Here is a 21,424-nt window from a genome sequence, read left to right as displayed (position 1 = left end):
CGCATCCAAATCCGTCTCGCGCGCTCCCCGACACCGCCCCAAGTCCACTCGATGTGACATTGACCCCCGAAAAGGCCACCAGATGTCACATCGAGTACCGGGGAGCGGGAACAATGGAAGAGGAACACGGGAAAACGACTGTCGACTTTGGGAGCAGCAATGACCGCGCTGGATGCAGTACGACGACGGTGGCCGAAGACGATGCCTCTGCAGCCGTTGCCGTCGGAGTCGTGGGCCAAGCAGGAGCCCACCTGGAAGGGTGCGAATCCCCAGGTCATCGAGTCTGCTCTCAAACGTGCGAAGACGCGGACCTCGGGCAACTGGTTCGTGTTCGCCGCCAGTCGCGACATCAAGGCCGACAAGCCGTTCGGACGTTACGTGGGCACCACCGAACTGGTTGCCTGGCGTGACTCGGCAGGCAAAGTGCACATCGGCCCCGGCGCGTGTCCGCATCTCGGCGCTGCGCTGGACACCGCGAAGATCGAGTGCGACGCGCTGGTCTGTCGCTGGCACGGTCTGGCGCTCGGCCCGAAGGGCAAGCCGGGTTGGCGTCCGGTTCCCGCATTCGACGATGGAGTTCTGGTGTGGGTGCGGCTCGACGAGCTCGGCGGGGAGGAGCCGACGCCCGTCCCCGTGGTCCCGATCCGCCCGCCCGCTTCGACCGCCATCGCCGGCGTGGTCACCCTTGTCGGCAAGTGCGAGCCCGACGACATCATCGCCAATCGCCTCGATCCTTGGCACGGCGCGTGGTTCCACCCGTACTCGTTCGCACGCCTGAAGGTGGTCAGTGCGCCCACCGAGATCGACGTGCCCGACGAGGACGATCGTTTTCTCGTCGACGTGACCTTCCGAGTCAGCCGTGGCGTCGGAGTTCCAGTACGGGCCGAGTTCGTCTGCCCCGGTCCCCGCACCATCGTCATGCGCATCCTCGACGGCGAGGGTGCGGGCAGCGTCGTCGAAACGCATGCGACGCCACTGGCCCCAGCAGCCGACGGCACGCCGCGCACCGCCGTCATCGAGGCCACGATCGCCAGCTCCGATCGCCCGGGATTCCAGATGGCGCGCAAGGTATCCGGGCTGCTGCGACCGGCGATGAACTTCACCGCCGCACGCCTGTGGAAGGACGATCTCGACTACGCCGAACGCCGCTACGAACTGCGCTCGACAGGCCGGGCCTGAGTGCAGCTCTACCACGTATGCTTCGCCGTGCAGGATCTCGACGCGGCGATGTCGGACCTGTCGGCGACGACCGGTGCACGGTGGCGAGCTCCTCGTACAGGCACGCTGGGCGAGTGGACGTATCGCATCGTATTCTCCGTCGCCGCTCCACATTTCGAGCTGATCGAGGGACCACCCGGTAGTCCATGGGACTGCACGACGGGCCCGCGATTCCACCACCTCGGGTTCTGGTCCGACAACATGGACTTGGACCGCACGGCCCTGGACGGCGTCGGACAAACCGTGTTCGACGCCTGCCCACTCGGCCGGCCGTTCAGCTATCACCGGATCGACAGCATCGGAGCGAACATCGAACTGGTCGACCGCTCAGCCGAACCGGGCTTCCGCACTACGTGGGATCTTTGACCACCTGACCCTCGACGAACTCGGCCAGTTGACCGATTACGGTTCCCCAACCGTCGTAGAAACCGTAGTCCTCGTGCATCTTTCGATCCTCTTCGTTGCGGTGCATCACGTGCGCGCGGTAATCCGTTCCGTCAGGATGATCGGCGAACGTGATCACCGCGGTCATGAACAACTGCGGTGCTGGCCGCCATCCCTCGACGAGTGAGTTCGTGAACACGATGCGCTCACCGTCGTCGACGGCGAGGAAACAACCGTCGATGTGAGGCTCGTAAGGCCCGCCGGACTCACTGATCAGTGTGCGGAATGCCCCACCGGGCTTCGCATCCCAGGCGTCGACGCGGCACAGCGCGGGCGCAGGAATCCACCACTTCTCGAATTTGGACGGGTCCGTCCACGCACTCCAGACTGCCGCGCGTGGCGCCTTGATGACGCGGGAGATGGTCAGGTCCAGAGCGGGATCGATCGATGTCATTGCGCTTCACTTTCTTTCGAGGTATCGGTGACGAAGTGATCGAGGCGATCGGTGCGGGATTCCCAGACGGCCCGCTGTTCTTGTAGCCAGTGACCGGCCACGTCCAAGTTGGCTCGCTCGATCGTGCATGCGCGCACTCGACCGACCTTGCGCGTGGTTATCCAGCCACTGCGCTCGAGCAGGTGAATGTGTTTCATGAACGACGGCAGGGTCATATCGAACGGTTCGGCAAGTTCGCCCACCGTGGCCGGACCGGACCCCAACCGGCTCAACACGGCCCGGCGGGTCGGGTCGGCCAGCGCCTGGAACACGTCGTCGAGAACCATCGAATACTGAGCCATAAGGCACACTATCCTCGATGCATTACTGAGCACAAGGGCAAAGTGACAACCGTTAGCTCCTCGAAGCGACCCACGCTGCGGCACAGCACCATTGGTTCTGAAAAATTTCTGAGAACCTCCGATTCCCTCTTGGCACTCGCAGGGCGCGAGTGCTAATTTCTGTTCTGCACAGTCAAGAGCGACTCGCCACAGGGGTGAGCGCATCTGCGTACAGGAGGTGGTTGCTGTGCTTCGATTCGATCCGTTCCGTGACGTCGATTCACTGGCCTCGGCGATGCTGGGTGTCTCTTCCGGTTCGGACCGCGCCCCACGATTCATGCCGATGGATCTGTACAAGGTCGATGATCACTACGTACTCAGTGCCGATCTGCCAGGCATCGACCCCGGATCTATCGACGTCGACGTCGATCGCGGCACCTTGACGCTCACCGCCCATCGTTCGGTACCGGAAAGCTCTGGTGTGCAGTGGATTTCCTCGGAGCGCTTCGCCGGAACCTACCGTCGCCAGGTCTCACTCGGTGATGGCGTCGACACCGAGCGTATCGCTGCGTCCTACGACAACGGCGTCCTGTCGGTGACGATTCCGCTCGCAGAGCGTGCGAAACCTCGAAAGATCGACATCGCTCGCACCGAGTCGACCGGCGAGCAGAAGTCCATCGAACACGAGCCGGCCTGAATCGAACCGACCACGACACGGCAGTGGGGGGTGATGCGCATGGAATCCGATGCAGTGGTGTGGGCGGAATCGACCGATCGTGAGCACTGGTGGCGCACGGTGGTAGGCGTCGAGACGAGCATGAGGGAATGCACGACGGCTGATGCGCTCGATCAGTGTCGAGCCGAGCCCCTCGACGACGATCTGTACCCGCACACTCAGCAAGCAGCATGACGAGAGGGCCGGCACCGAACACTCGGTGCCGGCCCTATTCGCCCGAACCCCTACAGCGACAACGAGTAGAACGTGCTCGACGGATCCGGCACGTAGTCCCCGAAAGGCGGGCACTCGACGAATCCGTGGCGCACATACAGCCTGCGGGCCGCAGCGAAGTAGTCCTGAGTTCCCGTTTCCAGGCTCACCCGGCCGTACCCGCGTCGACGCGCATCGTCGAGCACGTGAACGAGCAGACTCGACGCCACTCCGCGACCTCGCGCCGCCGCCGACGTGCGCATCGACTTCAACTCACCGTGATCGGGTGTGAGTTCCTTCAGCGCAGCAATGCCCCACAGCGAGTTCGCATCCCATAGCGTCCACACGCTGACGTCCGATCGGCTCAGTCCGGACAGATCGAGGGCATGCACACTCTCGGCAGGCGAGGTGGCGTGCATGTCCGTGAGATGCTCGGTGAGCAGTGCACGGACTTCCGGACGCGACAGATCGTCGACCTCGATCCGCATCTCCGACGTCACCGATTCATGAGCTTTTCGATGGCGTCGAACATCTTGAATCTTCCACTCGTGGGCACTGTTTCGATGTCATGTCCCGCGATACCCCAGCTCGACAGAAGGGTGTTGGCAGCCTGCAACCCTGTTGTGGCTGCGCGCTCCATCAACGCCACCGGCAGATCGATGCGGATGCCGTCGCCGGCGAGGACCAGCGCAGGTTCGGGGGTGCGGACCGTAGGCCGCTCGGCGAACGCTCCGAGTCCGAACATGGGGCAGTCGTCTCGCCATTCCGACCGCTCCGCAATCACTTCTGCCGCAGCCGTTTCCGGATAGATCTCGTGCATCCGATCCATCAACTGCGCGCGGGTGACTTCCTCGGATTCCTCGGCAGCGTAGGCGTGCAGTTCGACGACGGAGCCGCCGGTGCGGCCAGCCCACTGCGCGGCCTCGTCCTCGAAACGTTCGAGCACACTGATGTTGTCGATCGGCGGCATTCCGCCGGTGCCGATGAAGGCGGGGCGATCTGCGTTGACCGGTTTGCTCAGCCACACCCGGTGCACCAGGAACGGCGGTGTGTTCTGCAGCGCGGCAATCTGTTCCCGCCACGCGGACGTCCCGAGTTCGGGTGACTGCGCGAGCACTCGCTGCAATCCTGCGATGTCGGCGGCAAGTACCACGGCGTCGGCGTCGATGATTCCGCCGGCATCGACGCGGAACTTGCGGAGGCCGCCGCGGGTGATCTCGCCACACGGTGTCGACGTTCTGATCTCGACACCGAGCCCGGTGAGGTATTCACCCAACGGGTTCCACAGCGCCTGTGGGTACGCGTCACGGGGAACGTCGAAGATCAGGCCCTCGGAAGAACCCAGGAAGTAGATGTGGAACATCATCGCCAGCTCGGCAGCCGACATCTTCTCGGGATCCGCGAAGAAGCTGCGAGAGAACACCCCGAACGCCAGATGCCGCGCTGCCTCGGGAAAGTTGATGTTGCGCAGAAACTCTGCGGCCGGAGTGGTGTCCAGCTCGTCGAAAGTCTTGGGCACGCTCACCGTCATCAGCGGCAGTGCCGCGATGCCGTTGAGGTCGGTGAGATCTTTCCACCGGAACGTCGGACTGCGCTTGACGAACGCGAACGCGTTGAGCGGCGGCGTATCCGGTAGCCCCTTGAATCCGTCGATTCGACCGTCGCCGTCGATCAGCGGGTAATCGTCCACCGGACGCAACCGAGCCAACCCCGGATCTGTGCGGCGCAACAGGTTTCGGAGGTTGTAGTACTGACGAAAGAATGCGTGAAAGCCGCGGCTCATGGTCGCGGGCGAGCCGTCCTCGAGCGTCGTGTCCCACCCGCCGACGCGGCCGCCGAGGTAGCTCTCGCGCTCGACCACGTGCACCTTCACGCCGCGCTCGGCCAGGGCGGTTGCAGCGCTCAGTCCGGCGATACCGCCGCCGACCACCACCACATGTGGAACGTCAGCCAACTGACCGGCATCGGAATACCCTTGCGGCGCAGCATGGGTGACCTTCTTGGAATCGGTCAACGCTCTTCCTCCGCGGGCCGGGAGCCGAGGAACGTGTGCACCACACCGTTCTGCCATCCGGTCATCGTCTCTCTGGCGACGCCGGTGTAACCCGCTCGCTGCATCCGCCGCATGAAGGCAGAGGCACCGTCGAAGGTCACGACACTGCGCCAGAGGTGCCGGTACAGGGTGGCGTCGCGCGTCGCCAGCCAACCGAGCGGAATGATGATGCCCCAACTGACCACGTTCCAGGAGATCCTGGCTCGCAGCGAATCGTGTACCGAGTACTCGTGGAATGCGATGGTCGAGCCCGGGCGGAGCAGCGACAGAAGCGATTTGAGCTCGGTGTCGGGTTCGTCGACATTCCTGATGAGATACGCGGCCAGGATTGCGTCGAACGGGCCGTCGACCCCGTTGACCGCCAGGTCCTCGACACGCGAGTGCACGAACTTCACGTTCGCCGGCCAGTCCTTGCTACGGGCCACCTCGAGCATTTCGGCAGATGCGTCGGCAGCGACGATCTCGGCGTGCGGAGCGGCTTCGAGTAGCGCGGCGGTGGATGCACCCGTGCCGCAACCGATGTCGAGCAGACGCAGGCCCGCACCGAGATCGGGGATCCGCAGGCGCTGAGCGGACTTGAGCAGGTGTTCGTGATAGCCGGGGTTCGCTCCGACCAGTCGGTCGTACGCCTTCGCACCGACGTCGAATGCTCCGGGAACTTCGTTACGCGGCAGTCCGCTCTTACCGACCTTCACAGTGCCTCTTCCTTGCTCACGCGGGCAGAGGGCCCACCCTGGACCGTTACGACATCACCGTGCTGCAACTGCCGTCCGCGCCGCACATCGACGTCGCCGTTGACGCTCACCAGACCGTCGGCGATGACGCCCTTCGCCTCGGCACCGGATTCGATGAGGTTGGCGAGCTTGAGGAACTGACCCAATCTGATCGATTCGTCGCGAATGGGGACATCGTGTGCGTCGGACATGGCTCCATCCTGTACTAGCGCGCCGTTCGCTGCTACCAACGAGTCACATCGACGAACGGAACCTCCGCAATCGCAGGCTGTTGGTCACCACGAACACCGACGACAGAGCCATCGCGGCACCGGCGAGCATGGGGTTGAGCAGGCCCGCGGCGGCCAGCGGAACGGCAGCGACGTTGTAGGCAAAGGCCCAGAACAGGTTGCCCTTGATGGTGCTCAGCGTGCGCCGTGAGAGCCGGATGGCATCGCCGACGGCCCGCAGATCTCCTCGCACCAAGGTGAGATCACTGGCCTCGATCGCCACATCGGTGCCGGTCCCCATCGCGAGGCCCAGGTCGGCCGTGGCCAGGGCGGCCGCGTCGTTGACGCCGTCGCCGACCATCGCCACCACCTTGCCGGACGCCTGCAGTTTCCGGACGGCATCGACCTTGCCCGACGGCAACACGCCCGCGATGACCTGCTCGATTCCCACCTCGGCAGCGATGGTCCGGGCGGCGGCCTCGTTGTCTCCGGTCAGCATCACCGGAGTCAGGCCGAGTGCCCGCAGTTCGGCGACGGCCTGCTTCGAGGTCGGCTTGACCGAGTCGGAGACCACCAGCACCCCGCGGGCTTTGCCGTCCCACCCGAGTGCGACGGCTGTCCGGCCCTGATGTTCGGCGGTCTCGAAGGCGGCGGCCAACTCTGCCGGCAGGGGCATCGACCAGTCGGCCAGCAGTGTGCGACGTCCGATGACGGCAGCGCGCCCATCCACGACGCCCTGCACCCCCAGGCCCTCGAGGCTGGTGAACTCCTCGACAGCCGTGGACTGGGTCGAACCCGCGATGGCCCGGGCGATGGGATGCTCCGAACCCGATTCCAACGCTGCCGCCACGGCACGGACAACGTCCTCGTCCTCACCGTCGGCCACGTGCACCGAGTGCAGTGTCATCTCGCCGGTGGTGACGGTGCCGGTCTTGTCCAGTACGACGGTGTCCACGCGTCGGGTGGATTCGAGAATCTCCGGGCCCTTGATCAGAATCCCGAGTTGCGCAGCCCGGCCGGTGCCGACCATCAGCGCGGTGGGCGTGGCCAATCCGAGCGCGCAGGGGCACGCGATGATGAGCACTGCTACCGCAGCGGTGAACGCTCCGGCTGCGGAACTGCCTGCACCGAGCCAGAACCCGAGCGTGGCGACCGAGATCGCGATGACGATCGGCACGAAGATGCCGGAGATACGATCGGCTAAGCGCTGCGCCTGCGCCTTACCTGTCTGCGCGTCCTCGACTGCCTTCGCCATCTGTGCCAGCTGGGTATCCGATCCGATTCGGCTTGCGCGCACGACGATTCGGCCACCGACGTTGACCGTCGCACCGACCACGGCGTCGCCGATGCCGACCTCCACGGGCACGGATTCACCCGTCAGCATCGAACGGTCGACGGCCGAGGACCCACTCTCGACGGTTCCGTCGGTGGCTACCTTTTCACCCGGACGAACGACGAACAGATCTCCGACGACCAACTGATCGATCGGGATCTGTTGTTCTTCATCATCTTTCAGGACGGAGACCGTCTTGGCACCGAGGTCCATGAGGGCGCGCAGCGCCGCCCCGGCCTGCCGCTTCGATCGACTCTCGAACCAGCGACCCGCCAGAATGAACGTGGTCACCCCCGCCGCGGCTTCGAGGTAGATATTGCCTGCGCCATCCGTCCGCGCGATCGTGAACTCGAAGGGGTGCGTCATACCGGGTGTGCCCGCGGTGCCGAAGAACAGTGCGTAGAGCGACCACCCGAGCGCCGCAAGGGTTCCCATGCTGACGAGGGTGTCCATGGTCGAGGTGCCGTGCCGCAGGTTGGTCCACGCGGCACGGTGGAACGGTAGGGCCCCCCACACGACGACGGGAGCGGCGAGCGTCAGCGACAGCCACTGCCAGTTGGTGAACTGGAGGGCCGGGATCATGGCCATCGCGATCACCGGAAGGCTGAGCACTGCCGAAACGATCAACCGCTGTTTCAGCGGATCGGTAGGGAGTTCGTCCGCGGGTTCGGCGGCGGGCAACGTGGCGGTGTAACCGGCGGCTTCGACGGCGGCGATCAATTCCTCGGTGGCCACGCCGTCACTGGTGACGCGCGCCTTCTCGGTCGCGTAGTTGACCGTCGCCGATACCCCGTCGAGCTTGTTGAGCTTGCGTTCGATGCGGTTGGCGCACGACGCACAGGTCATGCCGCCGAGAATCAGCTCTGTTTCCTGGCTCATGCCTGCCCCTCCTGTACCTCGATGGTGAATTCGGCTGTGTGCACGACGCCCCCGTGCTGAAAGTCCAGATAGAGCGCATATGTTCCCGCCGTTGGCGCGTCGACGGTGAAATCGACCGTCGGGCCCGGCGGCCCTTCTTCGGGGTGAACGTGCAGGTAGGCCAGGTCGTCGGCCCGCAGTGCCACCAGATGCCCGTAGGCACCGAGGTACGGCTCGAGGTCGGTGATCTCGCGTCCGTTCTGCTCGATCGTCAGCGAGACGGTGGAGTTCGTGCCCGCGGTGACCGCGCCGGCGAGTGTCACGGTGTAACCGTCGACACTCGATGTCACATTTGGTGGACTCAGAGGCTGCGGCCGATAGTCGCCGGGAACTGTCAGCTCGGCTCCGAGGGTGATGTTCTCCCCGCCGGCCGGGGTGAAGTCCGCGAACAGACGGTGCGGGCCGGGCGTAGTGAGATCGAGAGCCGTCGACCATGTTCCCGACGCGTCACGCATCGGATGTACATGTTGGAAGTCCGTCAGATCGCGCCGAACGACGATGAGGTGCAGCTCCTCGGTGTGCATGTCGTCGTAGTCGGTCAGCGCCGCCCCGTCCGGTCCGGTGATCGTGAAGGCGACCGGTACGTCCGGTCCGGACTCGACGACGGATCGATCGAGCTCGAGGGTGTAGCCGTCCTGGGTGGCCTGGAGCCCGGCCGGAATCGATGTCTCCTCGTTGTGCTCGTCGTGACCGGTGTGTGACGCGGCCGCGGTTGCCGGGGCCGCTGGTCCGATCGTGTCGCCGACGAACAGTGCCGCGAGAAACAGAAATGCGATGCCCACGAAGAATCCGACGAGTTTGGTGGGGGCGTCGAGTTCCTGTCGTCCGAAGTTCATGTCACTACCCTACCCCCCCAGGGTATCTAAGCGGTAGTTCCGAGATGCATCTTGTAGCCGACGTGGGAGTCGACGAAGCCGAGACGGGTGTAGAAGCGATGCGCGTCCGTGCGACGGACATCGGAGGTCAACTGCACCAGAGCACATCCCCGCTGCTCGGCCTCGTCTATCGCCCACGTGATCAGCGCGCCGCCGAGTCCCCGGTTGCGCCACCGAGCGTCCACTCGAACTGCTTCGATCTGCGCCCGCAACGCTCCCCCGCGCGCCAGCCCCGGAATGACCGTCAACTGCAGTGTTGCCACCACCTCGTCACCGTGCACCGCCACGAACTGCAGGTTCCGCGGATCCGACGAGATGTCATCGAAGGCGGCGCGATACCCGTCCATGTCGTCGGCGGACTCCCGCGTGACACCCAGCGGGTCGTCGACCAGCATTGCCACGATCGACTCCAGGTCCGACGCAACCGCCTCACGCACGACGCACGTCGACCCGTCGGTCAGGTCGAATTCCGTCGATGTCATTCGGGGGTGAATTGTCATGCGCACGACGGTAAATCATCCGCTTTGTAACGCGAATGACCCCGAGGACGAAATGCCGGGTAGCCCACTGGCAACTGCAGTCGGGAAATTCGGTGTCGGGCCGTGAGCGATGGGGATCGAAAACATGATTGTTGGCAAGTCGAAGCGAGTGCGCGTTGCCTTGAGCGCGTTCGCAATCGGAGCACTCGGTGCCGGAGTGGTCATGGCCGCACCGTGGTCCACCTCGTCGACGACTACCGAAGCGTCTATCGAACTGGTGTCGACGGCAACGTGCTACGACATGGTCAGCATCGCCATCGGCGGCCGCGGCGACACACCCCGCGAGGGCGTCAAGTGGCTCACCACACCCGACGGCGAACGACTGCCTGCCGCGATGTCCGGCGACTACTCCAGCGACTGGATCGACCAGGCCGTACGCGCGCCCAACAACGGCAACGTTGTTCCGGATTCGTACGCCGCGGTGTACGTCGAGTACCCCGCCGATCTGTCGAGCTACGAGAACGCTGTACAGACCGGCGTCACCAACTCGCAGACCATCATGAAGTCCATCACGGCGTCCTGCCCCAAGACGCGATTCGCCATCGTCGGGTACAGCGAGGGTGCAGACGTCGCCCGCCGCACCGCCATGGAGGTCGGCAACCAGGTCGCCGCGGCCGACGGCACGTACGGAATCGTCGATCCCTCGCAGGTCGTCGGAGTCGTCATCTTCGCCGACGCCGGCCGCGTCTCGGGAGAAGGCCCCTTCCCCGGTGCCGAGAACCCGTTCAGCAACCCCGACGGCTTCGACACCAAGTACCAGAACGGCAACACCGCAATTCCCGGACAGGGCGCACTGCCCGGCACGTCCGGCGGATTCGGAGCGCTCGACGGCCGAGTGGCGTCCTTCTGCTCCGACGGCGACCTCACCTGCGCACTGCCGGAGAACACGTCACTGATTCATTTGGCCGCCAATGTCGGTCGCCAGGTCAATGCCGACGCACTGCAGAACGAGCAGCTCACCCCCGCCACCGGTGCAGATCTCGCACTGGCCCTGGGACGCATCGCAGTCAACGCCTTCAACGACATCGCCTCGCAGCCCAACTGGATGCAGAGCGACGAGACATTCCTCGACGTGCTGATCAAGGTGTCCGAGCCCAACTACAAGCCCGGCACCGTCACCACTCCCGTCTCGGCCAAGGTCGACGGCGAGCAGGAGCCGATCGAAACCGGTCAGATGGTCGACCTGGCATACCTGCCGCAGAAGATCTTCCGCGAGATCACCGGCTTCATCGCCTCCAACCAGAACACCGTTCCGGTGATCATGAACGACCCGTACGGCCTCACCTTGGGCCCCGGATCGGGACACCACTTCGATTACTGGCGTGACGCCGATGCCGCCAACGGCAAGCCGATGACCTCGGTGCAGTACGCCGCGGCCTGGTTGACCCAGCTGGCGGAAGAGGCCAACAGGGGCGAGCCGATCAAGTCCGCAGCGGTTCAGGAGAAGGCCGGACGTGCAGCGGTCGAGACGATCGTGGCACCCGCGACCACCTCGGCAACGCCGACTCCGACGGCCACGACGACCGCACCGGTCACCACCAGTCCCGTAGTGACCACCACGGTTCCGGTTGTGCCTGCACCCGCCGCAGAAGCACCGGCACCGGCGTCCGAGCCGGTCGCAACCCCCGAGTGCACCGTCCGCGTCGAGGGTGAGACCCCCGTCGAGGGTGCACCGCCGGTCTGCGTCACCACGACCGAGACACCCGCTGCAGTAGCTCCCGAGACTGCGGTTCCGACCACGACGGCGGCGGTTCCTGCACCGTAGGTGAACGGAAACTCGTAGTCCGCTACGAAGTTCCGCTCACGACGGTGGGTCTGCGCATCAGCAGCGCGCAGGCACCCGTCATCACCGCAACAACCACGAGCCCGGCCACCGACAACATCAGGTGGTCGGGCTCGCTTGTGGTCGTGAAGACCGCGCGATCGTATGCCGATGCGGTCTGAGAGCTCGCTGCATACACCGTTACGGGCAGGGTCATGGTGAACAACGCGGGCAGCGAAAGTGCCAGAGAACCCGTTGAGGCCGTCAGAGCAGACACCACAACGTAGGCAGCGACCAACGGCAGTACGAACTCCGTTCCTGTCGGCACCTCGAAGTAGCCCTCGACAACTCCCGCAACAGCGATCAGGAGCAGCCCGCCCAGCCCGACATACAACTGCGGCCACCGGTAGCCGATACCTGCTCCGACGATCAGCAGACCAACACCGAGAGCCAGCTGTGCATTGTCTTCAGCGGCCAGGCCGAACGATCCGAGCGCAGACGCTGCCAGTGCGACGAGCACCAGCAGCATGCGGCCGTCCCGCCCGGGGATCAGGAACGAGGCCAGCAACGCGATTGCCGTCACACCGGCGAGGCTGCCGAGCCAGACCACGCTCCCGGCGTTGTGACCGGCGGCAATCCAGCTCAGGACTCCCGCTGCGACGGGCAGTGGAATGCCGACCAACAGAATTTGCCGGGTCTCGTACGGCTGTAGCTCCTCGCGGCGGTGCGCCAGGAACAGCGCAACCGCGGTGCCCGACGCGACGATCACCATCACTATCGCCCGCTGCGGGCTCACGTCGTCCTCGGCACCGACCACATCCCAGACGAACACGGGACCGTCGTTCGCCTCCAACAGCGCATCCAGTGCACCACCGAGCAGACCGGCCCCGAGGACGGCAACTGCCAACGTGGCCTGTTCAGCACGTTGCCGCCCGGCCAACACTGCAGCCGCGGCGAGTAATGCACCGGTGGCCAGTGCGCCGGCCCAGTGGCCGAGCAATCCGGTCACCATTCCGACGGTCTGGAACACGATGACGAGCACCGCTGCGATCGCCACGACGATCGAGGCGCGTGCGCTCGCACGCGCCAGCCCGACCGAGACCACGCAGGCAGAGATCGCAACGACGGTCAGCCCGTTGACAATTGCCCAGAACGAATGGAATTCTGCGGTGCTGCTCAACAGGGAATCGACCGGGCCGATGTCACTGATGGCATAGCCGACGACAAAACCGGCCAGGAGCATCGACAGTACTTTCATACTGCCGATCATGCCGTCAGCCGAATTTCACTCCCTGCGCCAGGGGCAGTTCGTTGGAGTAGTTGACGGTGTTGGTTGCGCGGCGCATGTAGGCCTTCCATGCGTCCGAACCGGATTCGCGTCCGCCGCCGGTTTCCTTCTCACCACCGAAGGCGCCACCGATCTCCGCGCCGGAGGGTCCGATGTTGACATTCGCGATGCCGCAGTCCGAGCCGGCGGCAGACAGGAAGCGCTCCGCTTCACGCAGGTCGGTGGTGAAGATCGACGACGAAAGACCCTGCGGCACATCGTTGTGCAGGGCGATCGCCTCGTCGAGGGTCTCGTAGGTCAGGACGTACAGGATGGGCGCGAAGGTCTCGTGCTTGACGATGTCGGTCTGCGCGGGCATCGTCACGATCGCGGGCTGAACATAGAACGAGTACTCGTCGACCACGTTCACCCGCTCGCCGCCGACCACCACGGTTCCGCCGTCGGACACTGCGGTCTCGAGGGCTTTCCGATAACCCGAGAAGGCACCCGCGTCGATGAGCGGGCCCACCAAAGTGTCACTGGCCAAGGGAGATCCGATCGACAGCGTCTCGTACGCCGCAACCAGCTTGCCGACCAGTTCGTCCGCGACGGATGAATGCACGATGACGCGTCGAAGCGAGGTGCAGCGCTGACCTGCCGTGCCGGCGGCCGAGAACACCAGTCCACGCGTCGTCAGATCGAGATCGGCCGACGGCGTCACGATCGCCGCGTTGTTACCGCCGAGTTCGAGCAACACCCGGCCGAATCGTTCGGCAACCCGCGGGGCCACGGCCCGGCCCATCCTCGTCGAACCGGTGGCCGATACCAGTGCGACGCGCGAATCGTCCACCAGCGCTTCGCCGGATGCACGGCCACCGACCACCAGCTGCGCGATCTTGGGGTCCACGCCTGCCGCAGCGGCAGCACGCTCGAACAGTGCCTGCACTCCGACGGCAGTCAACGGAGTCTTCTCCGACGGCTTCCAGATGACGGTATCGCCCGCGACGATCGCGAGGGCGGTATTCCAACTCCACACCGCGACCGGGAAATTGAAGGCCGTGATGACGCCGACGACTCCGAGCGGGTGCCACTGTTCCATCATGCGATGCCCGGGCCGCTCGGTGGCAATGGTGTTGCCGTAGAGCTGACGTGAGAGTCCGACGGCGAAGTCGCAGATGTCGATCATCTCCTGCACCTCACCAAGGCCCTCGGAAACGATCTTTCCGGCCTCGATCGACACCAGCGCGCCCAAATCTTCCTTGTACACCCGCAGTAGTTCGCCCAGTTCGCGGATCACCTGACCCCGCACCGGGGCAGGCACCTGCGACCACGACACGAACGCGGTGTGCGCGTCGGCGATGACGCTTTCGACGTCGGCTGCGGATGCGGACGCCATCGACGCCAGGTTTCCGCCGGTGATGGGCGAGCGCGCGACGATCGCGTCGGGTCCAGCGGGAGCGTCGAGCGCGATCGTCGCACCCAGCCGGTCGAGGATGGCGCGAGTGCGCACACTCAACTCGTCGTGGGTGATGGATGCAGACATGCGCGTACACCTTCCGTGGAGAGAACCGAACCGTCGGGAGATCAGCCTACCGACGAGGGTCACAACCGTATAATTTCCTGCGTATTGGGCTTGCTTACGGAATATTAACGCGTATCTTCGACGTTATGACGCAAGTATTACAGCGCACCGGAGTGACGGTCGACGCCTCCAACGTTCGCAACGTGATCGGTGAACACCTACTGGCCGACGGTTTCGAGCTGGTCCTCGACCTCGATGCGTCGACCGGCTCCACCCTGGTCGACGCCAGGGACGGCACCCGCTACCTGGACCTGTTCACGTTCTTCGCGTCCAACGCCCTGGGCATGAACCATCCCGCCCTGATCGACGACCCCGAGTTCCGGGCAGATCTGATGCAGGCGGCGATGAACAAGCCCAGCAACTCCGACATCTACACCGTGCCCATGGCCCGGTTCGTCGACACGTTCGCCCGTGTACTCGGTGACGATCGGTTGCCGCACCTGTTCTTCGTCGAGGGCGGCGCACTGGCAGTGGAGAACGCGTTGAAGGTGGCGTTCGACTGGAAGTCACGCTGGAACGAAAGTCATGGTCTGGACCCATCACTGGGCTCCCAGGTGATGCACTTCGAGCATGCGTTCCACGGCCGTTCGGGTTACACGATGTCGTTGACCAACACCGACCCGAACAAGGTTGCACGCTTCCCGAAGTTCGACTGGCCGCGAATCCCGTCCCCGTTCATCAGATCCGACGCGAACATGGACGAACTCGAGAACGCATCATTGGCGGCAGCCCGCCTGGCCTTCGAGGCCAACCCGCACGACATCGCCTGCGCCATCATCGAACCCATCCAGGGCGAGGGTGGAGATCACCACTTCCGGCCTCGCTTCCTGCAGAAATTGCGCGACCTCTGCCACGAGTTCGACGCCTTGTTCGTCATGGACGAAGTTCAGACCGGTGCCGGAATGACCGGTACCGCATGGGCTTTCCAGCAGCTCGACGTCGTGCCGGATATCGTCGCCTTCGGCAAGAAGGTGCAGGTCTGCGGCGTCATGGCCGGCGGCCGTGTCGACGACATCGACGACAACGTCTTCGCCGTCAGCTCTCGCATCAATTCGACGTGGGGTGGCAACCTCACCGACATGGTGCGGTCGCGTCGAATACTGGAAGTGGTCGAGTCCGAGAAACTCATCGACCGCGCCGGCACGCTCGGAGTAGTGCTGCTGAACATGCTGGAGGAGTTGGCAACACGACACACCGTGGTCTCGGAGGTACGCGGACGCGGTCTGATGTGCGCCTTCTCCTTGCCCGACGCCGCCACTCGCGACCGAGTGATCGAGCTGTTGCGTACCGAGGAACATGTACTGGCGCTCGGCTGCGGCGACACGGCAGTGCGATTCCGCCCCGCACTGACGATCACCGAAGCCGAGCTGACCCAGGCCGTCGCGGCCATCGATCGGGTGCTGAGCATGCTCTAGCGCTCGGGCTCGATGTCCTTCTGCGCCAATCGAATCTGTGACGTCGGAATGATGCCTGGACGGAAGTAGAAGTTCTCCGGCGATTGCCGCAGATCACCGTTTTCGACGCCGCTGACCTCCCAGACATCGACGGGTCCACCGGTGTTGTTCATGCCCACGAACCAATCACGTTCCCACTCGTCGGCCGCCAGAAAGCAACCTTCCTGCTCGGGCTGGTAGCTACCGGCAATACCGCGAGCGGCACCCATTCGACGCCAGTCGAGTCCGTGCCGTCGAATCGACTCACGATTGCGCACCGAGGTCACGTGATAGCGAATGGTCATCGGCACAAGCTAACAACGAGACACGGTTGGGTACAACGATTATTGACACATAGGAGGCCACAACACCTCCTTCGCGCACACCGCACCGCCCAGCCGGGGACGACAGCCGTCATTTTACTGACGAGCCATCTCGACGACGTCATCTTCGGTGGGCGCACTCGAAGTGTGGAGGGTCAAACACATCGGTGTCTTTATCTTCTTGAACCGTCCGTTGTCTACACCCTCTAAAGATGCGAAGAATGTGCCCGCCGGCAGCCTACCGATTCCCTCCATCGAACTCTGCCTCGACTTGGCAACTTCCTCGGCAGCCTGCGTCTGGGCGGGAGCGGTCAATTTACCGAAGAATTGAGTGGATGCATTGCCTGGAATTTTGTTGTCCAACCCTTTAGGGGCCTGGGTCGCAAAGATCATGCCGAGGCCGTACTTCCTCGCCTGCGATACCAAGGCGATCGTGCTTTCCGAGGAGACTCTTTGCTTACCAGCAGGTACGAAATTCTGGGCTTCGTCGATAACAAGCAACCCGCCAAGTGGCTTGTCAGAGGGGTTCTTCCTCAACCAGGAGAACAAAGCCATTTCTAACTGGTTTACGAATCCTTCTCTCTGGAGGTCCGACTGCAGTCCAGAAAGGTTTACTATCGAGACCCTGGCCTTGAAGCCGCTAGCCGGCCTGAGCAGTTCACCGGGATCAGCGGCTGTACCGGACTCACCGAACATGGGATCGATAGAGATCTGCGCCTTCAGATTCTGAGCTAGACCTCGGGCTAAAGTTCCTGCATCGTCCAAATCGCTGACATCATCCGGCAAATCTGACAGCAGATTGATGAAGTCATTGAGGCCGCCCGAGTTGCCGCGTCCAAACCAACGGAGCGATTCCTTGAGTACCGCCCGACCGTGCATTGCCCTGTTCGAGGTTCCGGTAACAGCGCGCGGTGCGAGTGCGGAGTACGCAGAATCCACAGCACTTTCGAAGAGTTCGTTGTCGTCTCTGATCGCTGCGAAGTCCGGTAGAGGATGAAACATCAACGGTCGGCCTGAAGACCGGTTCGGAGTCCAAACTTTCACGTCTGTGGTCTCGAAGAACAGCTTTCTCTTGACGATGTCATCGTCGTGGTGGACTGTCGAGTCCGATGGCCAAGGTTGACTGAGACGCGCAAGATCGTTATTCGAATCAACAATGATGGACGACACGCCCTGAAGCGCGCACTCTTCCACGATGCGACGGATCAGAACGGTCTTCCCGGACCCCGACCCCGCGAAGATTGCCGTGTGCTTCCGGAGTGCACTGAGAGGCAATTCGATGGAAGCACCCGACGACGTCTGACCTACTACAATCCGACCCTCCAACTGCGGTTCCTCGACTGGCACCGTTGGCTTGGACCCGTCGGGTCCTATCGAGTCATCCTTCGACTCCACCGTAGTAATCAGATCGCTGAAGAAGCTGACTGCGGAAGCGGGCTTACGCGACGAGATCCATCTACCAAGGTCGACGTTCTCTCCGGCTAACAGTTCACGGAGTGCAACAAGGATTTTGATGTCGCTATCAGTAAATGGACGAGTCTGTCCTCCGGCGTCGTGGAACCCCGATACTGTCTGTGCCGTCTTCGGACCCGAGGGCCACTGATCGTTTCTCAACAACACGACAGTTCGGTTAGGTAAGCGCTGGTCTAGGTTTGCGTAGTCACTGGCCTTCTGAATCTTACTGGTCGCGCTGGTCGCGCTTGCCGTCGTCACAACGCGGAAGTACCACTGGTACGTCTCTTGATCCGCGTCATCAGTGCGGCTGATCCGGCCGTGCACTGACGGTTTGTTGCTAGGGACGGCGTCCGGGCTCCACGTCTGATCCGATCGGGTCGACTGCTGCACCAGGACACGGAACCCGGACAACAAGAGCGGGGGAAATGCCCAATCCTGCTTCTTGTCATCCAGAACGTCCGCGATGTCGGCTGCGTCCTTTAAAGCCTTGAATTCTTCATCCAATTCAACGAGAGCCCAGTCCGTCAAGTCCGGACTAGGATCAGGAATCGGCACCTCCCCATCGTTGGGTGCCTTGTTCTCGAACGCAAGAGTCAGCATTTCCGTCACAGTGTCAGTATTCAGACAATGGCGAATATGTTTGTCGATATTCTGCAGTAGTGAACGAGGCGTGTAGTTTTTCGCCTCACCAAACGCAGCACCCGCCACGGGCCAAGTCGCTGACGGAGCGTCGTATCCGACCTTTCGGAAGCACGTCTGAAAACGATGTTCGACCATCGTTCGAGCGAATTCACGGTTTGGAATCCTTTGCAGAGGCGTTGCCTCCCGGAATCTGTCGCGAACAGTTGCCGTAGCCCGAGTCTCGATCTGCGTCCAGGCGGCGGGTAAGCAGGCAACCACGGTGACAGTCCTGTGAAGGTTCTGCCGCATCGACATCAACCCATGTGCAAACCCTTCCAGCGCCTGATCCTCCGAACTTGCCGCATCCTGTCCGGTCGACTTGGTCGAGCTGCCAATAACCGTATCGATCTGGTCTACCGCCATGACCGAAGGACCTGTGAGCGCCAGCAATTGCGAGATACTCTCCACCACATCTTGATCCGTCATGGTTACCCGCTGTATGCCCCACGGCTTCAATGATTCGAGAACTGAACTGTCGGTCTCGTGAGGCTGTAGAAAGATGTAGCCGAGATCGTTGACGTCCTGGTCCTCCGCCGCTGCCAGCACAAGCGCACGAAGGGTGTTCTGCGCTCGCCGACGATACTTAGCGTGCACCTTGAAGACTGCTGCAACGAATGTGTCGAGTTGTTCTTTGTCCAACGGCGCTTGACCGACAATGGGTGCCCGCTCACCCTCCGGTATTGCTGCCTGTTCCGAAAGACGCCACAGCATTTCCTGGAGCTGCGATCGCTGGGTCTGCACAACGGGGCGACTGAAGTCCTCGAGGACCGTGTTCAAGATCGTCGACCAAAACCGCTCTCCGCTGAGCATGTCCACGAGGAAGAAATACCCGCGTTGTTCTTGCACACTCGCACGGATCTCCCCGAGCAGGTGTGTCTTGCCCGCACCTGCGGGACCAGGAATCACTACCCCCAGCGGGCTCTTTGTCCGGGTGAGTTCGGTATCGCCGAAAGCCGCCATGACCTCGCGATAGGCATGCTCGTGCAGACCGCCGACATGCACGTCGGACTGCGACTCCCAAATATCATCTGGCGTCGTTGCCCAGTCGAGCCGGATGGACTCAAGAGCACGCCGCTGGTCACGGTTCATCGCGTTGGCTCGATCGCGAGAAGATGGGTGAGCTGAGTGCCAACAAGAACGGCGGCAAGGCGGTCTTCGTCAGTCAACGTTTTTTGATTCTCTTCGGGGATCAGGCTGACTCCTTCATGCTGCTGTAACTCGACAAGTGCTGTATCGAGGCTCTCTCGGTCAACATCAGACAGAGCTTCGCGGAGTGCTCGCAAACCAACCCAAGCACCGGGCCGGGATGCGAGCGCCTCGTATCCTGCTCGAATTCTCTTCTCGATCGAAGTTCGACCGAAGAGCTGTGCAGCAACGAGCCCTCTCGGCTCCAAAAAGCGCTCGACACCTCGGAGCACGGTAAACAAGACACGGGTTGCCGGGTTCGAACCATCGGGAGCATCCGCGACGAAGAGGTTGGTGCAGTACTCCCAGCCTTTGGCCGTCAGCGTCAACTCGATGAACCGATTCGGTTTCGCAGATTCAATCAGTCCAAGCTTTACCAGTTTTGTCCTGCTGCCAGCGTCGAGTACTGGACCGAAGTCCTTCAGATCGGCATTCTTGACTACCCGATCCTCCGACATCAGAACAAGCAAGACCAGGATTTCGTTTTGAGTCAGGTCGGCGGTACTCATCCGGTGTAATTCCTCACTGTTCGCGGGTTGCGGAGTAAAGCGACTGCAGTACGGATCTGGTCGAGAACCGCAGTCAGGTCATGCAAAACTTGGCCGTTGGTGTAACGCAGTGTCACGTATCCGCGGAGTTGGAGCATGTTGTCACGTTTGCGGTCTGAAGCGTACTTGCCCACTGCACGATGCTCGTCCCCGTCAATCTCGATAACCAAGGCACTGTCCTGCCACACCAGGTCGACCCGAATGGGTGAAGTGAGCTGTGTCCCCACTCTCAATGTTTTGTTCCACTCCCGGTCGGAGGCCCACAGCTCCTTGGACAGTGCTTCTTCCAAGATGCACTCGACATCACTGTCGGCGCGCGGCGAACCAGACTTCGGGACAGACCGTCCCGGGGGCTGCGGCGGCCTTGCTGTCGTCGTTGATTCAGGAATCCTCAACTCCCACTGAGTAAATCGCTCGACTACACTGTCGGTCATCCACACACCCATACGGCCGTGGCGTGAAAGCCAATCGGCTGCAAGTTCGAGGTCGCGACCCGCGGGTCCTTCACCCTCGACGTGCACTAGCAAGGCCAGACCGGGCCGGTCTGATCCTCGCTTGAGTATGCGGGAAAGCTGCTCGGTCTGGATCTCACGTGAGAAGCCAGCGGTGGACGAAGGCGAGCCCAATGCAGTCCGAGTGAGTGCACACAGGTAAGGCGCAAAGGCACCCGTGCGAGTCGCTTCTCGACGCGCCAGATCATCGGCAGCCAAGAGCGACTGAGCAGTGAGATCGCCCAGTTCGGCGGCCCCAGGCAACCAGGCTGGAAACATATCGATAGCGGTTTGTTCCAGCAGGCCGATGACGTTGCTCACCAGATTGCGAAACCCCACATCGACGTCTGATTTGTAGCCGAACACCAGCGGACAATCTTCAGGCAAGGGGTCAAGCGCCCGCTCCAGAGCATCAAAACTGTTGCCAGATAGCTGAATGGGCTTATCAAGAGGTAGCTGCGACCAACTCACGGCTAGCAAATTACGTAAACCTCCCGCACACATTCGATGGCAATGGATCGGCTACGTGGGGGCAGCGATCCGGCATGGTGGCTGACTGTACGTGTGGATCAGACCAGGTGAGCGCCCGCAGTCGATGCCGACCCATGTCAAGTCATTCAGTTGGTTGTATTGGCGCACCTTGCGTCTGAGCAATCGGGAGTCGTCCAGTGGGGCGACGTGCAGTCAAAGCTTCCTCCTAGGGGTTTGAGGACTAGGGGCGGATCCGTGTCA

21 protein-coding genes are annotated in these 21,424 nt (G+C 62.8%); 6 read left to right on the top strand and 15 right to left on the bottom strand.

Features of this window, described 5'->3' with window-relative positions; all coding sequences use genetic code 11:
- The first annotated feature begins 159 nt into the window (after positions 1–159).
- Together ACQR3T_RS10855 and ACQR3T_RS10850 are read left to right on the top strand one after the other, a co-directional pair.
- Positions 160–1,179 (top strand): DUF5914 domain-containing protein, encoded by a 1,020-nt coding sequence (locus tag ACQR3T_RS10855; RefSeq protein ID WP_032378832.1) that lies wholly within the window; start codon positions 160–162, stop codon positions 1,177–1,179.
- On the top strand, positions 1,180–1,584 hold the full coding sequence (locus ACQR3T_RS10850) for a VOC family protein (RefSeq protein ID WP_032378831.1): 405 nt from the start codon (positions 1,180–1,182) through the stop codon (positions 1,582–1,584).
- Here ACQR3T_RS10850 and ACQR3T_RS10845 read toward each other — a convergent pair.
- Both ACQR3T_RS10845 and ACQR3T_RS10840 read right to left on the bottom strand, forming a co-directional pair.
- Entirely contained in the window at positions 1,568–2,056 is a 489-nt protein-coding gene (locus ACQR3T_RS10845) for an SRPBCC family protein (protein WP_428693391.1), read from the bottom strand. The two genes, ACQR3T_RS10850 and ACQR3T_RS10845, sit on opposite strands and share 17 nt — an antisense overlap.
- A complete protein-coding gene (locus ACQR3T_RS10840) occupies positions 2,053–2,397 on the bottom strand; it encodes an ArsR/SmtB family transcription factor (RefSeq protein WP_428693390.1) in 345 nt (114 codons plus the stop codon). The genes ACQR3T_RS10845 and ACQR3T_RS10840 overlap by 4 nt, the downstream gene beginning before the upstream one ends.
- Before the next feature lie 226 nt (positions 2,398–2,623).
- On the opposite strand from ACQR3T_RS10840, the gene ACQR3T_RS10835 reads away from it, so the two are divergent.
- Complete coding sequence (locus ACQR3T_RS10835; RefSeq protein WP_032402026.1) at positions 2,624–3,073, top strand: Hsp20/alpha crystallin family protein; 450 nt, start codon at positions 2,624–2,626, stop codon at positions 3,071–3,073.
- Between the two features lie 39 nt (positions 3,074–3,112).
- A complete protein-coding gene (locus ACQR3T_RS10830) occupies positions 3,113–3,286 on the top strand; it encodes a hypothetical protein (protein WP_428693389.1) in 174 nt (57 codons plus the stop codon).
- Positions 3,287–3,336: 50 nt separating this feature from the next.
- Here the strand turns inward: ACQR3T_RS10830 and ACQR3T_RS10825 are convergent, their stop codons facing one another.
- Genes ACQR3T_RS10825 through ACQR3T_RS10795 form a run of 7 tightly spaced genes read right to left on the bottom strand, consistent with a single transcriptional unit; the run spans position 3,337 to position 9,926 of the window.
- The gene (locus tag ACQR3T_RS10825; RefSeq protein WP_428693905.1) at positions 3,337–3,792 is read right to left on the bottom strand and encodes a GNAT family N-acetyltransferase; all 456 of its coding nucleotides are present in this window, start codon (positions 3,790–3,792) and stop codon (positions 3,337–3,339) included.
- An 8-nt stretch (positions 3,793–3,800) separates the two neighbouring features.
- Entirely contained in the window at positions 3,801–5,318 is a 1,518-nt protein-coding gene (locus ACQR3T_RS10820; protein WP_428693388.1) for an FAD-dependent oxidoreductase, read from the bottom strand.
- Positions 5,315–6,052 (bottom strand): class I SAM-dependent methyltransferase, encoded by a 738-nt coding sequence (locus ACQR3T_RS10815; RefSeq protein WP_032378826.1) that lies wholly within the window; start codon positions 6,050–6,052, stop codon positions 5,315–5,317. Before ACQR3T_RS10815 ends, ACQR3T_RS10820 begins: the two co-directional genes overlap by 4 nt.
- Positions 6,049–6,282, bottom strand: a complete 234-nt coding sequence (locus ACQR3T_RS10810) for an RNA-binding S4 domain-containing protein (protein ID WP_032401604.1) — start codon at positions 6,280–6,282, stop codon at positions 6,049–6,051. Before ACQR3T_RS10810 ends, ACQR3T_RS10815 begins: the two co-directional genes overlap by 4 nt.
- 43 nt (positions 6,283–6,325) lie before the next feature.
- Positions 6,326–8,512 carry a heavy metal translocating P-type ATPase gene (locus ACQR3T_RS10805; protein ID WP_428693387.1) on the bottom strand — a complete coding sequence of 729 codons (2,187 nt, stop codon included), beginning with the start codon at positions 8,510–8,512 and terminating at the stop codon, positions 6,326–6,328.
- The gene (locus tag ACQR3T_RS10800) at positions 8,509–9,387 is read right to left on the bottom strand and encodes a hypothetical protein (RefSeq protein WP_428693386.1); all 879 of its coding nucleotides are present in this window, start codon (positions 9,385–9,387) and stop codon (positions 8,509–8,511) included. The genes ACQR3T_RS10805 and ACQR3T_RS10800 overlap by 4 nt, the downstream gene beginning before the upstream one ends.
- Before the next feature lie 26 nt (positions 9,388–9,413).
- Positions 9,414–9,926: a GNAT family N-acetyltransferase gene (locus ACQR3T_RS10795; RefSeq protein WP_428693385.1), complete on the bottom strand. Its 513-nt coding sequence runs from the start codon at positions 9,924–9,926 to the stop codon at positions 9,414–9,416.
- Positions 9,927–10,050: 124 nt separating this feature from the next.
- Between ACQR3T_RS10795 and ACQR3T_RS10790 the strand changes: the two genes are divergently transcribed.
- The gene (locus ACQR3T_RS10790; protein ID WP_428693384.1) at positions 10,051–11,730 is read left to right on the top strand and encodes a cutinase family protein; all 1,680 of its coding nucleotides are present in this window, start codon (positions 10,051–10,053) and stop codon (positions 11,728–11,730) included.
- Between the two features lie 22 nt (positions 11,731–11,752).
- Here ACQR3T_RS10790 and ACQR3T_RS10785 read toward each other — a convergent pair whose 3' ends face one another.
- Together ACQR3T_RS10785 and amaB are read right to left on the bottom strand one after the other, a co-directional pair.
- Complete coding sequence (locus ACQR3T_RS10785) at positions 11,753–12,985, bottom strand: hypothetical protein (RefSeq protein ID WP_428693383.1); 1,233 nt, start codon at positions 12,983–12,985, stop codon at positions 11,753–11,755.
- Between the two features lie 16 nt (positions 12,986–13,001).
- Complete coding sequence (amaB, locus tag ACQR3T_RS10780) at positions 13,002–14,537, bottom strand: L-piperidine-6-carboxylate dehydrogenase (RefSeq protein ID WP_428693382.1); 1,536 nt, start codon at positions 14,535–14,537, stop codon at positions 13,002–13,004.
- Positions 14,538–14,662: 125 nt separating this feature from the next.
- Between amaB and lat the strand changes: the two genes are divergently transcribed.
- Entirely contained in the window at positions 14,663–15,991 is a 1,329-nt protein-coding gene (lat, locus tag ACQR3T_RS10775; RefSeq protein WP_428693381.1) for an L-lysine 6-transaminase, read from the top strand.
- On the opposite strand, the gene ACQR3T_RS10770 is transcribed toward lat, so the two are convergent.
- The 4 genes from ACQR3T_RS10770 to ACQR3T_RS10755 form a co-directional block, all read right to left on the bottom strand.
- Positions 15,988–16,314: a hypothetical protein gene (locus tag ACQR3T_RS10770; RefSeq protein ID WP_428693380.1), complete on the bottom strand. Its 327-nt coding sequence runs from the start codon at positions 16,312–16,314 to the stop codon at positions 15,988–15,990. The genes lat and ACQR3T_RS10770 overlap by 4 nt on opposite strands.
- A 114-nt stretch (positions 16,315–16,428) precedes the next feature.
- Positions 16,429–19,557, bottom strand: a complete 3,129-nt coding sequence (locus ACQR3T_RS10765) for a helicase HerA domain-containing protein (RefSeq protein ID WP_428693379.1) — start codon at positions 19,555–19,557, stop codon at positions 16,429–16,431.
- Positions 19,554–20,162: a hypothetical protein gene (locus tag ACQR3T_RS10760; RefSeq protein ID WP_428693378.1), complete on the bottom strand. Its 609-nt coding sequence runs from the start codon at positions 20,160–20,162 to the stop codon at positions 19,554–19,556. The genes ACQR3T_RS10765 and ACQR3T_RS10760 overlap by 4 nt, the downstream gene beginning before the upstream one ends.
- Positions 20,159–21,163 carry an endonuclease domain-containing protein gene (locus tag ACQR3T_RS10755; protein WP_428693377.1) on the bottom strand — a complete coding sequence of 335 codons (1,005 nt, stop codon included), beginning with the start codon at positions 21,161–21,163 and terminating at the stop codon, positions 20,159–20,161. The genes ACQR3T_RS10760 and ACQR3T_RS10755 overlap by 4 nt, the downstream gene beginning before the upstream one ends.
- Between the last annotated feature and the right edge of the window lie 261 nt (positions 21,164–21,424).

The sequence above is a fragment of the Rhodococcus sp. IEGM1428 genome, from assembly GCF_050321865.1.
Lineage (GTDB): Bacteria > Actinomycetota > Actinomycetes > Mycobacteriales > Mycobacteriaceae > Rhodococcoides.
The sequence above is the reverse complement of the archived record's forward strand: the minus strand, read 5'-3'. Positions and strand labels throughout refer to the sequence as shown.